The organism is Streptomyces sp. CB02366, from assembly GCF_001905905.1.
Classification (GTDB): domain Bacteria; phylum Actinomycetota; class Actinomycetes; order Streptomycetales; family Streptomycetaceae; genus Streptomyces.
Genome location: NZ_LIVT01000001.1, coordinates 541,952 through 556,631 on the forward strand (window position 1 = coordinate 541,952; position 14,680 = coordinate 556,631).

General features: G+C 73.3%; 13 protein-coding genes and 1 pseudogene. 3 read left to right on the forward strand and 11 right to left on the reverse strand.

Annotation, left to right across the window (positions count from 1 at the left end; all coding sequences use genetic code 11):
* Nucleotides 1–383 (reverse strand): annotated as a pseudogene (locus AMK24_RS34515) (prepilin peptidase); the annotation flags it as partial.
* Nucleotides 384–507: 124 nt separating this feature from the next.
* Between AMK24_RS34515 and AMK24_RS02300 the strand changes: the two are divergent.
* A complete protein-coding gene (locus AMK24_RS02300) occupies nucleotides 508–903 on the forward strand; it encodes a DUF192 domain-containing protein (protein WP_073764427.1) in 396 nt (131 codons plus the stop codon).
* A 40-nt stretch (nucleotides 904–943) separates the two neighbouring features.
* On the opposite strand, the gene AMK24_RS02305 is transcribed toward AMK24_RS02300, so the two are convergent.
* Nucleotides 944–2,203, reverse strand: a complete 1,260-nt coding sequence (locus AMK24_RS02305) for a glycosyltransferase family 39 protein (protein WP_073764429.1) — start codon at nucleotides 2,201–2,203, stop codon at nucleotides 944–946.
* A gap of 106 nt (nucleotides 2,204–2,309) precedes the next feature.
* Nucleotides 2,310–2,903, reverse strand: a complete 594-nt coding sequence (locus AMK24_RS02310) for a hypothetical protein (RefSeq protein ID WP_073764431.1) — start codon at nucleotides 2,901–2,903, stop codon at nucleotides 2,310–2,312.
* A gap of 261 nt (nucleotides 2,904–3,164) precedes the next feature.
* Here AMK24_RS02310 and AMK24_RS02315 point away from each other — a divergent pair, with 261 nt between their 5' ends.
* A complete protein-coding gene (locus AMK24_RS02315; RefSeq protein ID WP_073764433.1) occupies nucleotides 3,165–5,198 on the forward strand; it encodes a hypothetical protein in 2,034 nt (677 codons plus the stop codon).
* Nucleotides 5,199–5,341: 143 nt separating this feature from the next.
* On the forward strand, nucleotides 5,342–5,878 hold the full coding sequence (locus tag AMK24_RS02320; RefSeq protein ID WP_384579938.1) for a hypothetical protein: 537 nt from the start codon (nucleotides 5,342–5,344) through the stop codon (nucleotides 5,876–5,878).
* Nucleotides 5,879–6,387: 509 nt separating this feature from the next.
* Here AMK24_RS02320 and AMK24_RS02325 read toward each other — a convergent pair.
* The 8 genes from AMK24_RS02325 to AMK24_RS02360 form a co-directional block, all read right to left on the reverse strand.
* Nucleotides 6,388–8,037 carry a hypothetical protein gene (locus AMK24_RS02325; protein WP_073764437.1) on the reverse strand — a complete coding sequence of 550 codons (1,650 nt, stop codon included), beginning with the start codon at nucleotides 8,035–8,037 and terminating at the stop codon, nucleotides 6,388–6,390.
* A gap of 693 nt (nucleotides 8,038–8,730) precedes the next feature.
* The gene (locus tag AMK24_RS02330) at nucleotides 8,731–9,348 is read right to left on the reverse strand and encodes an OmpA family protein (RefSeq protein WP_107427333.1); all 618 of its coding nucleotides are present in this window, start codon (nucleotides 9,346–9,348) and stop codon (nucleotides 8,731–8,733) included.
* A 29-nt stretch (nucleotides 9,349–9,377) separates the two neighbouring features.
* Nucleotides 9,378–9,998, reverse strand: a complete 621-nt coding sequence (locus AMK24_RS02335) for a hypothetical protein (protein WP_073764439.1) — start codon at nucleotides 9,996–9,998, stop codon at nucleotides 9,378–9,380.
* Between the two features lie 29 nt (nucleotides 9,999–10,027).
* On the reverse strand, nucleotides 10,028–10,636 hold the full coding sequence (locus AMK24_RS02340; protein ID WP_073764441.1) for a pilus assembly protein TadG-related protein: 609 nt from the start codon (nucleotides 10,634–10,636) through the stop codon (nucleotides 10,028–10,030).
* Complete coding sequence (locus AMK24_RS02345; protein WP_073764443.1) at nucleotides 10,636–10,866, reverse strand: hypothetical protein; 231 nt, start codon at nucleotides 10,864–10,866, stop codon at nucleotides 10,636–10,638. Before AMK24_RS02345 ends, AMK24_RS02340 begins: the two co-directional genes overlap by 1 nt.
* 204 nt (nucleotides 10,867–11,070) lie before the next feature.
* Nucleotides 11,071–12,135, reverse strand: coding sequence for a response regulator transcription factor (locus AMK24_RS02350; RefSeq protein ID WP_073764444.1), 1,065 nt, complete (start codon nucleotides 12,133–12,135; stop codon nucleotides 11,071–11,073).
* A 26-nt stretch (nucleotides 12,136–12,161) separates the two neighbouring features.
* Nucleotides 12,162–13,661: a sensor histidine kinase gene (locus tag AMK24_RS02355; protein WP_073764446.1), complete on the reverse strand. Its 1,500-nt coding sequence runs from the start codon at nucleotides 13,659–13,661 to the stop codon at nucleotides 12,162–12,164.
* Nucleotides 13,662–13,783: 122 nt separating this feature from the next.
* A complete protein-coding gene (locus AMK24_RS02360) occupies nucleotides 13,784–14,671 on the reverse strand; it encodes a DUF5936 domain-containing protein (RefSeq protein WP_073764448.1) in 888 nt (295 codons plus the stop codon).
* Nucleotides 14,672–14,680 lie beyond the last annotated feature (9 nt).

Sequence of the window (14,680 nt, forward strand, 5' to 3'; positions counted from 1 at the left end):
GGGGCGGGGGCTTCAGTGACGGAGGCCTCGGAGGCGGGGGCTTCGGCGGTGGAGGCCTCGGAGGCGGGGGCTTCGGCGGTGGAGGCCTCGGAGGCGGGGGCTTCGGCGGTGGGGCGGTCCGGGGCCGCGGCCGCCGCCGGCGCTCCGGATGCCGCCCGGGCCGTGGTCGCCCCCGGAGCGGCGGGCGGCCCCGGGGCGGCACAGGGTGCGCAGCGGACCGGGCCGAGCCAGCCCCGGACCGGACCGGTGAGCGGGTGGCCCGTCGGGCACGCCGTACGCCACGGCTCCTCGGGCTCGACGGCGAACCGGTAGGCGGCGCGCGGGATCAGCAGTCCGGTGACGGCACCCCAGACCGCGGCGACGACGAGCAGCACGGCGTCCACGGGACGACCCTAACGGTCGTCGGGAACAGGGGTCTTGGGTCCGGGGGCCCAGAGCGGACGGCCAGGACCCAAGCGCCGCCGTTCGGGGTCCGTACGCCTTCGCCGGGGACTACGGTCGGTGCCCATGAGGACATGGCGCGATGGCGACGGGACGCTCACGGTCGGCACGGACTCCGGGGCCCGGGAGGTGCCGCTGCGCATCGCGGCCTCGTACCGGGCCCGGACCAGGGGGCTGCTCGGGCGGGACGGGATCGAGGGGGCGTTGATGCTCACCCCGTGCGGGAGCGTGCACACCTTCGGGATGCGGTTCGCCATCGATGTGGCGTACCTGGACCGCACGTTCCGGGTCCTGGCGGTCACCACGATGCGGCCCGGCCGCCTCGGGCTGCCCCGGTTGCGGGCCCGGCACGTGGTGGAGGCGGAGGCCGGGGCGATGGAGCGGTGGGGGGTGCGCCCGGGCGTGCGGGTGGAGCTGACGGCGGCGGAGGCCCCCGCGCCGGGGACCGCCGGACCCGCGTGAGCGCCCGGGCGCCCGACACCAGGCACCAGGCACAGGTTCTCTACGGCGGGCCCGCGCCCAGCAGGGTCCAGGCCCCGTAGGCCGCCGACGCGCAGGCGAGCACGGTGAGCACGGCGGCCGTGCGTCCCGTCGTCCGCAGCCGCGCGAGGGCCGCGGCGGGCGGCAGCAGCAGGGGGAAGGCGGGCATCATCAGCCGCGGCCGGGAGCCGAAGTACCCGGCGCCGATCAGCGAGATGACGACGATCGCGACCGCGTAGACGAGGACCGGGAGCGGCTGCCGCTGCCGTACGCACAGGACGACCAGCCACCCGAGCAGCCCGAGCGCCGCACACAGGCCGAGGGCCGCCGGCCAGGGCAGGCCGGCGATGAAGGAGGCGAGGGCGACGCCGCCGTCGATGGCGTTGCCCCACTGCGCCTGGACCTCGAAGTACGCGAACGGGTCGCCCTCCCGTACCGCCACGAACACCACGTACGCCAGCCAGCCCAGCGGTGCGAGCGCCACACCCGCGAGCATCCGGGCGCGGCGGCGCGGCACCGGTCCGGCGGGACTCCTCTCCCGGCCTCCCGGCCCCGCGCGGCCCTCCCGGTACTTCCGGCCCTCCCGGCTCTCCCGGTACTCCCGTACGAGGGTGGCGGCGGCGGTGATCGTCAGTGCGGCGATGAGCGCGGCGGCCGTGGGCCGGGTCAGCCCGGCCAGGACGCAGAGCGCGCCCGCCGCGATCCAGCGGTCGGTGAGGACGGCGTACAGCGCCCAGGCGGCGAGCGCGGTGAACAGGGTCTCGGTGTACGCCATCGACTGGACGAACGCCGTCGGGTAGACGCCCCAGAGCGCGGCCAGCACCACCCCCGTACGCCGCCCGCGCAGCCGTGCCCCCACGGCGTAGACGCCCCACGCGGCGAGCAGCCCGGCCGTCCAGGCGACCAGGAGGCCCGCGCCGCCGAGGGTGAGCGGGGTCACGGCGGAGACGGCGCGTTCCAGGGCGGGGAGGAGGGGGAAGAACGCCAGATCGGGGTGGACGGAGCCGTTCGGGAGGGTGACGGTGTAGCCGTAGCCGTTCTCGGCGATGCGCTGGTACCAGACGGAGTCCCAGCGTCCGCTGAGCGGCCCCAGCGGGTCCTTCCCGGCGGCCGACGCGGCTGCCCAGAAGACCAGGAGCCCCAGGGCCCGCACAGCGGCGTAGACCGCGAGCGCGGGCGCGGCGGCCCGGAACGCGGCGGCGGCCCGGGAGCCGGGGGCGCGGGGACCGGGGGCCGGGGCGGTGGGCGCCGGGGCCCGGGGGCGGAGCTGGTGATCGGACATATGGCCGATTATGACGTCGGACCGGGTCCGCCCCGCCCCGGCGTCCCGGCGACCGGGCCCCCGCCCCCGCCCGGCTCCCCGGCCCGGGCCTCCGTCCGGCCCCGGCTCAGACCCCCAGCACCTCGTTCCCGAACACCTTCCACGGGGCCATGTCCACCGCGTCCGTGACCGCGAGCTGCGGATGGCGGGCGGCGGTGTCGTCCCGTACGGCGACGGTGTCCGGCCAGGCGTCGAGGGGTGCGGCGCCCTCGATGACGACGCCGTCCCAGTCGGTGGCGGCCGTCGCGCCGGTCCGGTCCACGACGAAGCCGATGCAGAGGACGGAGGCCCGGCCCACGGTCCGCCGGATGGCGCTCACCGCGTGCTCCCGTTCCGGGCCGGGCAGCTCCCCCACGGAGAACTCGACGGCGACGACGCCGCCCCGGGCCCGCCGGATGCGCACCAGGAGGTCGGGGCCCGCGTCGGCCCACAGCCGGAATCCGACCTCGTCCAGCCGTTGGAGGCCCGCGAGGGACAGCAACTGCTCACGGGTGATGGGCGAACGGGCCCCCAGGGAAGCGGAGTCGAGGCTGACGAGCACCGTACGGCCGGTCGCCGGATGCACCGGGCGCAGCCCTTCGGCCTCCAGGTCGCCCAGGAGCGTCCGGGCGTCCGGCCGGGACCAGCCCAGGTGGTACGAGTAGAAGAATCCGGCACCCATCGACGCCCACCCCACCCCATCGTTCGGCATCGCGGCGGCGCGGTCGGCAGCCCCCGGCGCATCCGAGCGTACTGAGCGGCGGCCGGGGCGGCGTGGGCCCACGGACCCACTGACGGCCCCGGCGGAACACCCGGCCCGACCCGGTCCGGCCGCACCGTCCTTGGGTCCGTCTTTGGGGCCGGAGGCCCGGGTCGGGCCGGTCCCCCGTCCGTACGCTCTCAGCCGTCGGGCAACACGCGCGGGGTCGAGGAGAGGTGCGCCGTGAACGGTGGCGGGGGCTGGGGAGACCGGGGCGCGGGCCGCATACCGCAGGGGCGCGACGGCATCGCCGGCGCCCCGCACCGCGACCACGCCCCGCACCGCGGCCACCGGGGCGGCCGCTTCTTCGCGTTGACCCGGAGCTGGGTGACCGGCGGCCTCGTCTACCTCGCCCTCGGCCTCGCCATGAACCGGGTCCTGGTCGAACTGCTCGGCACCGAGGCGCGGCTGGAGGCCTTCGGCTGGCGGCTGGGGCTGATCCATCTGCCCGCCCTCGCCGTGACGCTCCTGACGGTCCTGGCCGCCGCCCGCGTCCTCCCCGAGGAGCACCGCGCGTCCTCGCGCACCCTGTATCCGCTCGCGGCCCTGGCCGTACCCCTGGCCGGGCTGCTGTACGGCTTCGCCGTCGCCGGGGACGTCGTCGGCATCGAGGGCGTCCTCATGCCGGCCGTCTCGCTGGCGGCCGGTGCGGCCTCGGGGATGGCCGTCGACCGGCTGCTGGAGGAGCGCGCCACCCGGGCCCCCGAGCCGCCCCGGTACGCGTACAACTGGCGGGACGGCGGCGCGACGGCGACCGAGTACCTGGGCGTCGTCGTCCTCGTCACCCTGCTGATCGGCGCGATGGCGATGGCCGGGGTCGGCGGGAAGATCGGGGAGCGGCTGCGGTGCGCGATCAGCTCGCTGGCCGGGGGCGGCGGCTCCTGCTCCTCCGGTGGGGCCGGCCCCGAGGCGAAGCCGAAGACCGACGCGGACTACGAGCCGAAGATGTGCCAGGTCTCCAGCATCTCGGACACGGCCGGGGGCAAGGTCAAGGTCGGCTGGTTCGAGTGGGGCGAGGAGTACGGCTTCCAGCAGAAGGTCTCCCAGGCCAACACCGATGTGAACGGCGACGGCACGGTCGACGGGAAGGACAGGATCGTCTCCATGACGTTCACCGATGCCGCCTCCGCCGGGGCCACCGCCAGTACGCCGGGCGTGAAGCTCGGGAGCCTGGGCAAGGCGGACGTCGACATCGGCGGCGGCATCAAGATCACCAACGGTGACACCTGGATCTTCACGAGCGAGGAGGAAGCCCAGCGGATGCGGGACGACATCGAGGAGATGAAGCTGTGGGAGACCTCCACCAAGCACAGCGGCGGCTACGGCGGCGGCTGGTACTCCGCGATGAAGTGGGCGGAGAAGAAGGAGGCCGTCGAGAAGAAGATCGGTGACAAGAAGATCTCCTACTCGACGGTCGGCCTCAACGCGTACGCGGACGGCGGGCTCTCGGTCAAGGGCGGCGACGAGGACGAACTCGGCGCCAAGCTGGGCGGCAAGGCGAAATTCTCGCCCGAGGTGACGATCACCCGGGACGACGTGAACGGCAACGAGTCGGCCACGTACACCGCCAAGCTCGAACTGGAGGGCAGGGCGAGCGGGAACACGGGTCCGCTCAAGGGGACCGTGGGCGCCAAGCAGAACCGCACCGGGGCCATCACCGTGACCCGCGACCGGAAGACCGGGAAGATCGTCCGCATCGACATGACGCAGACGGTGGAGAGCGGTTCGACGTCCGGCAAGGTCGAGGTCGGCGGGGACAACGGCGAGAGCGGCCAGGACAAGCGCGGCGGCAAGGGAGGCGTTTCCGACTCCTCGGGCGGGACCGGCATCGACGTGGTGACGAACTCGATCGTCTTCGGCAAGGACACGGACGCGGGCACCGAGGCGAAGCGGGCCGTCGCCGAACAGTGGCTGGACGGCTCCGGCGACAACACCGCCCCCTTCGAGTACCTCTTCGGCGACCACGGCATGGAGAACCGCCCGGACGGCGCCGACCCGTTCCAGCAGCTGATGTTCGAGGACGGCCTGTCGAGCACCCTGCGGTACACCGGGGAGAGCGACGCCCAGGAGTTCGGCTTCGAGATCTCGCTCGGCATGAGCCTCGGGCTCTCCCTCTCCACGGAGGAGAAGAAGGAGACGCTGACGGACGCACGGTTCCTCGGGGCCCCGCGGGGCGACGCGCGCGCCTATCTTCCCTACAGCTATTGCGCGAACTGACGATGCGGCGGAGAGGCGGGAAGACGGTGACCCGAACGGTGCTTGCCAGGACGTGGAGGGCGCGGGACGCGCGGGGTACGGGGGCGCCGGTGCGGGCCCGGAGCCGCTGGGCGGCCGGTGCGGCGGCCGTCCTCGGAGCGGCCCTGCTGCTGTCCGGGTGCGGCGACGGCGGGGGCGCGGCCGATGTTCCGGACGGCTGGGGCACGTTGGAGACGAGGAGTCTGAACGTGGGCTACCCGAAGGACGAGGGGTACGCGGAACAGCCGGCGGCCGAACGGGCGAAGAGCAACGCCGCCGTGGCGCTCCAGGAGAAGGACGGCATCCGCACCGGCATGGTCTCGGTCCAGCTGGACTTCGCGACGGGGGTGCACGACGCGGCGGGGGCGGCCGCGGCGGCGGGGGCGGGCATCGGCCTGAACTCCACGCGCAAGGCGACCGAGGACGTACGCCTCGCCGGCCCGGAGGACGCGCGCGAGGCCCGCGAAGCCCGCCGGATCGACTACGACTTCACGGCGGACGGCCAGGAGGACACCCCCACCAGGGGGACGCCGATGACGGGGGTCCTGGTCGCGGGCGTGGACACGGAGGGCGTGCCGTTCGTGGTGCGCCTGAACGCGGTGAAGGACGCGGTCGACGCGGAGGACCTGGACGCCTTCGTGGCGTCGATCACGGTCAAGTAGGGCACCGGTCCACCGACGTGGGCACCGGCGCCGGGGCGGCTCGCAGCCCCGCCCCGCGCGTGCCTCTCATCGGTTCCTCCGCGGGGCCGTTCGCTCCTCCCCCGAGCGAGAGGGCGGGAGGGGAAGACGATCTGGACGCTGGGCGGCGATGCGATCGACGTGACGGCCCAGGGCTGATGGAAGGCGAACACGGGTGCGTCGGGACGCGCGAAGCCCTTCGGCTCGGGCGGGGATCGACGTCACCGTGCCGACCGCAGGGGTGATGGTCTTCCTGCTTCTGGGGCTGCTGTACCCGGGGGTCAGATCTTCCCTCGCTGGACGCCGTTCCTCTCGGCGCGGCAAGTGCTGCGTCTCCTGCCCCTGCTGCCCGGGCCCGACCCGTCTGCGCCGGTGGCATGGCTCCGGCGGCGACGCCGTGGTCACGGCCATCGCGCTCCGGCGACCGACCGGGCGTCCGGGCGACCGGGTGACCACGGTCCACGGCCGGAGGACGGCAGGGGTTCCGTTCCTCAGAGCAGCGGGCAGCTGAAAGGGAGGACCCGCTCGGCCAGGATGCCGGTGAGGAGGCCGTCGGACATCTCCGGTTCCTCCAGCCAGCCCGTCGCCGTCAGTTCGTCCACGAGGCCGGGCAGGGTCTCGGGGTCGATGGCGCACCAGGAGACGAGGGATTCCAGGTCGATGCCGTCGCCCTCGGGCCCCAGGTAGCCGTCCACGTAGACCTGGGTGGCCAGGGCGAGGGCGAGCAACCGCGCGTCGGCGCCGGTCTTGGCCTTGCGCAGCTTCTTCTCCCCGACGACGCGCTGGGCCCAGCCGCTGAGCCGGGGGCGCATCTTCCGGCCGAAGGTGAACGGGCCCGGATCGTCCTCGCGGGGCGTCAGGGACGGCACGCTGATCCGGGTGGGGTCCTCCGGGCGGGAGGCCATCAGCTCCTCGACACTCCCGGAGATCTCCAGCCAGCCGCACTCCACCAGTCGGCCCACCAGGTGCTCGGGGTCGGACAGAGGAAGCCCCTTGACGTCCTGCCCGACGAGGTTGCCGACGCCGGACTGTGCGGTGCGCAGGGTCAGCATCAGCACCAGCAGGCGCGCCTCCGGGCCCGGCAGCGGCGCGTGGTCGGCCACGTGCGCCAGGACGGCCCGTGCGTGATCCCACTGTGCCCGGGCGGTCAACAGGCGTGCCACGGTCGGCCCTTCGCCGTCCGGGGCCTGGCCGCTGCGGTGCAGGTGCTGGAGCCGGGCGGCGGCGGCGGCCTGCTCGGCGCGCTGGGCGTCGAGGCGCAGTCCCGGATCGCAGGTGATCTCGGCCCAGGCGGCGAAGGCTTCCGCCTTGCGGTCGTGGAGTTCGGCGAGGAGCGCGAGGTCGGGCTCGTCGCGCTGCTGGTAGGCGCGGAAGAGTTCGCCGAGTTCGGTGAGCTCGTCCCGTAGCGAGACGGGCCGGAGGTCGTGCGGGACGAAGCGCTGGGCGATCCGCCCGCACGCGGGCCGCCTGCGCACCGGCCTCGACGACCTCGCGGTCCTCGCCGACCGGGGGGCCGGCACCTCGCGCGAGGCCGCGGCGGGCACGGGGGTGCTGTGCGAGAAGTGCGGGGCGAAGGCCGGGCCGTTCGGGGCGGGGCCGGCGGTGATCCGGAAGGGGTCGGCCGCCGGGGCGGGCCTGCCGGGAGCAGCCCCGTCGAGGCCCGGCCCGTCGGGGGCCGACCGGCCGGGGACGGGCCTGTCGGAAACGGCCCGGTCGGGGGGCGGCGCGGTGGCGACGACCTTCGCGGTGGGGTGGGCGGCGGCGCAGCGCGAGCAGCACTCCATGACCTGCCACCAGCGGCCTTCCCGGTCCGCCACGACGGCCAGGACCACCGCGCCCCCGCACCGCCACGGCGTGGGACGCTCACGCGGTCCGGCGGGGCGGATGTGGGTGTGGCACTCCGCGGCCCGGCAGGCGCAGTACGCCTCCGAGCGGGGGGCCGGGCCCGTGCGCAGGTGGGCCTTGAGATGCTCGACCGCCGCCGTACGGCCGGCGGCCGCGGAGGGCAGCGTCTGCGCGGCGCAGGCCGGCCGGCTGCACGAGACGCGTACGTCCGTACGCCCGCGACCGGCGGGGTCCAGCCGCACCGTCCAGGTGCGTCCCGTCACCCGCTCGTTCGTCGTGTGGGCCTCCACACCCATCACACCTTCCTCGACGACGGCACGACCGCACACCCGGACACCACGACCGACACGGACGCCCCCGCACGACCGGCTGGGCCGACAGCGGACGCCACCGGCCCCGGCGCCCCGGGAACCGCGCGCCCGCCGGTGCCGGCCCCTCTTCCGCTGCGCTCGAAATGCTCGGTCACGCACGACGGGCCCACCGTGTCTCCATCCCTGTGAGGCGTACTGAATGATCCGTAGGAGCTGCGCATCAGACGTGCTGCGTGAGATGCGCTGATCCACAACGCCAACGACGGTCCGCTGTTCGAGTGACGGGCGCGCGGAGGATCTGGCCGATTTCCGTCGCGCCGGGGATCTTGCGAGGGCGACAGCGGAACCCTGGGCTCGGTGGAACCTGTACGCCGCAGGGGCCCAGGGAGGCCACGAGCTCGGGGAGCCCTGGGGGGAGAGGATCGACCGGGAGACCCAGGGACCGGCCGGTGGAGGGGCGCCGCTACCGGCGCTCCTCGGGCCGGCCGGTGGAGGGGCGCCGGTTCCCGGGCCGCCGCCTGAAGCGGGGCTGGGGTTGCGTGAGGCGGGGGCCCGCACGCGGGAACGAGCGGTGGGGCCGGACAGGCGTCCTGTCCGGCCCCACCGCCGTTACGCTGCGCGCCCTGCCGGTCCGGCCCGCGCTGGAGCGGGCCGGACCGGCAGGGCTGCGGAAGCCGGTCAGGAACCGCCCCGCGGGAAGGAGACCTCCACGCGGCGGTTCTTCTTCCGGCCCTCTTCGTTGCTGTTGCTGGCGATCGGGTACTGCTCGCCGTAGCCCCGGATCTCGTACGTGATCGTGGGGCCGAGCTCCTTCGACAGAACCCCGTGCACGGCGTCGGCCCGCTTCTTGGAGAGGACGTCGCCGTGGGCCGCGGAACCGAGGTCGTCGGTGAAGCCGAAGACGCGGACCTTGGTCGCGTTCTGCTTCTTGATCTCCTCGGCGATGGCGGCGATACGAGCGTTGGCCGCCGAGCTGAGCTTTGCGCTGTCCTTGCCGAACAGCACTTCAGCCTGAAGCGCGAACTTGATGTCGGCGTTGCTGTCCTCGCGCCGCTCCTCGCCACCGAGGTCTTCGACGACCTGGACGATGTCGAGGACCTTGGACGGCCCGAGGGTGCCGCCGTCGGGCATCTTGAGGTCGGGATCGTTCGGATCCACCTGTACGGGTGGGACCGACTGTGCCTCCGTGCCCGGCGGGACGCTGGGACCGTCGTCGGCGAGGACGGGTGTCGCCCCCAACAACGTGAGACTCGCGACGGCCAGGAACGAAGCGGCCGCGATTCCCGCCGACCTCATACGGGTACGTGTATGTGTCATGTCCGCCGTCACCCGGAAATCTTCACCGACGTGGTCGCGAAGGTCGGCAGAGTGAAGTCGACTTCCGTGGTCGTCTCCGGCGGTGCCGGGAACTGCATGAACACCGAAGTGCTCTTCCCTGCCAGCAGAGGCGGAATGCCCGTCGTGCACAGGCAGCGGTTCTCGGTGTCGCGCAGAATGTAGTAGCGCTTCTTGCCGACCTTGTCGACAAGGGTCGCACCGGCGACCGAGTTGGGGTTCTTCGCCAACAAGGCCGTCTCCGTGCCTGCCCACGCGGTCGTGTTCTTCGACTGCGTGCCCTCGTTCTTGATCGACGCCTGAAGAGTGACGAACCCACCCGAGTCGCGTTTGGCCTGGTGGATGGTCAGTACGAGGCCGTCACCGCGGATTTCCGCGAGCTTGGCATTCGGGTCCACGTTCTCGCCCGCGGCGGTGTCCGGCTGCTGTTCGCCCTTCTCCTCCGTGGGCGGCGTGGCGGGTTCGGAAGACTTCGCGGAGTTCTCACCGCCCTGCTTAGCCTCACCGCTGCCGCCGTCGTCACCGCAGGCGGTGAGGGCCAGCCCGAAGACGGCTGTCAACGCCGCAGCCGTCAGCGCCCTTCTGCCCGTCGTGGTGTGCCGAATGCTCATGATCGGTTTCCTCTACTCATCGTTCGCTGTCACTGGTCGACCAACCGCACATCGAAGAGGGTCCTGCTCACGCTCTCCCACGGTGGGGGGCTGGCGGGCGGGATCTCGAGAATCTCGCCGTTCCGGCACGTGAAGATGAAGAGGTCCTGGACGCCGTCGCTGTTGAAGTCCACGGCCTTCGGGTCGGGGCAGCGGAACTCGATGAGCGCGGTGGCCTCGGCCTTGGCTTTCTTGTCCTGTGAACCGGGGATCACCGAGGAGTCCACGGCCTTGCGGCCTTCGACCTCGACCGTGATCCGGTCGCGCAGGAGTCCGTAGGTCGGGTAGCACAGCTTCTTGTCCGCGTCGTTGGCGGAAGCCAGTCGCTGCGCCTCGGAACAGGGCGCGACGAAGGGCGCGACGAGGAAGGCGTCCAGCATGTTGCCGGGCAGCGAGGCGTAGAACCCGGGCCCGAAGTTGGTACGGGCCTGCTGGGCGGCGGCCAGTGCGGCGGCGTCGGCCGCTCCTTGGGAACCATTGCGGAGAGCCGAGGCCTTGCCGACGGCGAAGAAGGCCAACGCAAGGAAGAGCAGGCCCGCCACCATCATGATGTAGATGGGGAAGGCCTGCCCTGCGTCCTTGCGGGGACGACCGGTCATCACTGGGCGGTGATGGAATCCACCAGCCCGCTGATCCGGGCCGAGATCGCGCCACCGATGCCCGTGGCCACGATCGCCCCGATGATCGCCACGACCACCAGGATGATGCCCAGGTACTCGAACGCCGTCTGGCCCCGGTCCTTCGCCGCGTAGCGCTTCTGGAGGCGGCTGACGGCGGTGTTGGCCCAGCCGTTGACGCGGACGGCGGTCTTCAGGGTGATGTCCGACATGGTGTTCCCCTCCGGGTTCGGCCGACCGGTTGCCGGCCGACTCGCATGTTTCTGCGGTGCCGTCCCCGGTACCGGCTTCCTCCCGGCCGGTGCCGTCGACGACGTGAGAAACATAGAGGGAGACCGGCGCTGCGCCAGAGGGCCCGTGGGCCCATTCCCGGGCCCAAAGCGCTTCCTGGGCCCTCTCGCCCTGCGGTCGCCCGTTCACGGCTGCCGCCCGGGGTGCCGGGGCGCGGTGCCCAGCCAGTGGGCGATGGCCTCGCTGCGGGTGGCGCTGTGGAGCTTCGTGAAGATGCGGTTGATGTGGTTCTTGACCGTCTTCTCACTGATGAAGCAGGTGGCGGCGATCTGCTGATTGCTCATTCCGGACGCAATCAGGTCCATGATCTCCACCTCCCGCGAACTCAGCCTGTACTGCTGCCTGTTGGGGGCATCCGCCGATCCCCCGGACTGAGAAGACTGTCCCACAGAGGGTTGCAGGTGCGAAAGGCTTTCCGCATGTTCGAGCGAGCGGGACGGCGCGTTCACCGGTGCGGGCGCGGAGACGGGAACGGGGGCGGGGGCCGTCGACAGTGCCGAACCCAGGCTCTCGGGCAGAGGCCCCCGCCGGGGCTCCGTGCCCTGCCGCATGTGGGCCAGCAGGGCGTCCGTCGCCGTGGCCGTGAAGGAGGCGCGGCCGTCCTTCGTGTCGCGTACCGCCTGGACCAGTTGGTCCGCTGTGAACTCGCCGTGCACCAGATAGCCGCCCGCGCCCAGCCGCAGCGCCTCGTGGACGATCTCGCTCTCGCGGCTGTACGTCAGCATCAGCACGGGTGCGATGCCGACCAGGTGCGGCAGGGCGGAGATGCCGTCCACGCCGGGCATCCGGACGTCGAGCAGCACCACGTCGGGGCGGTGCTGGAGCGTCTTGTCGTACGCCTCGCGGCCGTCCGCCGCCTCCGCCACCACCTGGATGTCGGCCCGGCCCGAGAGCAGGACGCCCAGGCCCGCCCGGACCACCGGGTTGTCGTCCGCGACCACCACCCGCAGGCGGGCCGGGGCGGGGGCGGGCGGAGCCGGGGGGAAGGGGGACGGGGACGCCGTGGGGCCGCCGGGCGCGGGGTACGGCGGCTGCGGGGCCGGGGGCTGGATCGCAGGGTTCTGGGGCCCGGGGCGCCCGGCGGGGCCGGGGGCCTGGGCGAGCGGGGCGGGCGGCGACGGGGGCCGGTGGGCGGGGCGGTGTTCCGCCGTCCCGTAGCGGTGCTGAGCGGGGAAGACGTCGTCCGGCATGCTGCGACCTCCTCTCAGGGTCGGGGTTACGGGTGGGGGATCGTGACGTTCTCGGGCGCGAGGGCGGACACAGGAGCGGGGCCGGGCGTGGAGCAGGCGGACGCAGGAGCGGGGCCGGGCGTGGAGTGGTCGGGCACGGGGCGGGCGGGTGTGGAGTGGGCGGGCGGCGACGGGGGCCGGGGGGCCCGGGAGGCCGGGTGCGGGGGTGCGGGGGCGGCCGGTCCGTCGGTCGTTCCCGTCAGCGCGGCCAGCGGGAGTTCCACCCGGACCTCCGTTCCCTTCTCGGCCCTGCCCCGGCCGATCCGGATGCGGGCGCCGATGGAGGCGGCCCGTTCCACCATGCCGACCAGGCCGAAGTGGCCCGCCCGGCGCAGCCCTTCCAGGGTCGTGCCGGCCGGCAGGCCGCGGCCGTCGTCGTACACGCTGACGCGGAGCATGTCGCCCTTCACGCCCGCGAGGACGATCAGGTACGTCGGGTTCGCGTGGCGGTGGGCGTTCTCCAGGGCCTCGGAGGCCACGGTGACGAGCTGGCGGGCCACCGCGTGCGGGACCGGGGGCACCGGGGTCTCCTCGGCCAGTCGCCGGAACGTGGCCGTGACCGGGTGGCGGGCGGTGAAGTCCTCGGCATGGGCCCGGAGTTCGGCGATCAGATCCACGCCGCCCTCCAGGCCCTGTTCCCGGCGCAGGTCGCTGAGCAGTTCGCGCGACTCGGCGGCGGCCCGGCGGGCGGCGCGGGCGACCAGTTCCGCCTGGAGTTTCACGGTCGGCGGGTCCATCCGGTCCGCCGAGCCCGCCAGACCGTCGGCCGCCAGCGCCAGGCCGTGCAGGGTCTTGGCCACCGAGTCGTGCATCTCCCTTGCCAGACGCGTGCGTTCGCCCTCGACCGCCTCGCTCACCGCCAGCCGCGCCCGGGTCTCGGTGAGCGCCTGGGTGGCCGCGCCGAAGCGCAGGAGCAGATTGCGCAGGGTGACGCCGACCGCACCGGCGATCACGCAGAAGCCGGGCAGGAGGAGTCGTGCCGCCCCGCCTTCGACCGACTCCGGGACGCCGGCGTACACGCCGAAGACGATGACCAGTTGGAGCGCCGCGAAGATCGCCGCGCCGCGCCATCCGCTGACCAGACCGGCCAGCAGCGGGGTGCAGACGGTGACGTAGGCGAGCGTCGACTCCGGGGTCGCCGTGACCAGCAGCAGGGCGCCGAAGAACACGTCGACGCCCAGGAGCCAGGGGTGGCGCAGGAGGAACGGGCCGAACCGCTCCCAGTCCCGGAACAGCAGGTACGAGCCCATGAAGGTGACCAGGATCGCCGTGCCGATGAACCAGGTGGGCAGACCGGGCGCGGTGCGGGCGATGGCGTACGGGGTCGCTATCGCGATCATCGCCAGGCGGAAGCCGAAGACCTGGCGGCACATCGCCTGGAGGGCGTTGACCTGGATGGCGAAGGCCGGGCGGGCCGGGGTGCCGGCGTGGGCGCGGGTCAGGTCCGCGGCCGGCCCGTGCGGGGCGCCGCTGAGCTGGTATGCCATGTGCCTGTCACCTCCGTCTCGATCCCCGTACGGCCTCCGGGGCCGCTCGCACCCCGTACCTCCGCCGTTCCACGAGCGTTCCGGGGCGCACGGGGCGCGTCCCCTTCCGCTCGTCGTTCATGTCATCCCCCCGTGAGGAAACTGAAGTCGACGTCGGCTCCGTACACGAAGCCGACGGTGAGGAGAACGAGCGTGCCGGGCAGGAGGAACGTGGTCACCGCGAACGTGGCCTTCGGGACCGCCCGGGCGGCCTTGCGGCGGGCGTTCTGGGCGTCGGTGCGCCGCATGTCGTTGGCGATCTGGATGAGCGTCTCGACGATCGGCGCACCCAGCTCCTCGCCCTGCTGGAGCGTGGTGACGAACATGGCGACCTGTTCGGAGTCGTTGCGTCGGCGTAGCTCCTCGAACGCCTGGCGGCGGCTGACGCCCATGTCCATCTGCCGCAGCGTGATGCGCAGTTCGTCGGACCAGGGCCCCTCGTACTTCTCCGCGACGCGGTCCAGCGCCTGCCGGAAGCCGAGCCCGGCGGAGACCACGACGGCCAGGACGTCCAGGAAGTCCGGGAGGGTGCGTTCGATGTGCTCGCGGCGCACGCGGATGGCCGACCAGATGCCGGCCTCCACCCAGAACAGGCCGAAGGCGACCATCAGCAGGGCCAGGAAGAGCTGGCCGCGGAGCAGCATCGAGAACGCGCCCAGCAGGCCCAGCGCCCCGTAGACCGCGCGCCGGGCGGCGTAGCGGTCGATGGTGAGGCCGCCGGGGTTGCCCGCCAGGTCGATCTGGCGGCGCTTCTTGTTGACGGCCTTGGGGCCCATCATCCGCAGGACCATGGGGGCCCACCGGATGCCCAGGCGGTCGATGCCGGAGCCGACGGCGCCGGTGCGGGTGGCGCCGGACTCCAGGGCGACGGCGAGGTCGCCGGGGAGTTCGGCGTCGGCCCGGTACATCCGGACGCCGTGGATGGCCCCGTACACGGCGAGGCCGACGACCAGGGATAGCAGCAGGTCCATGGCGGTTCT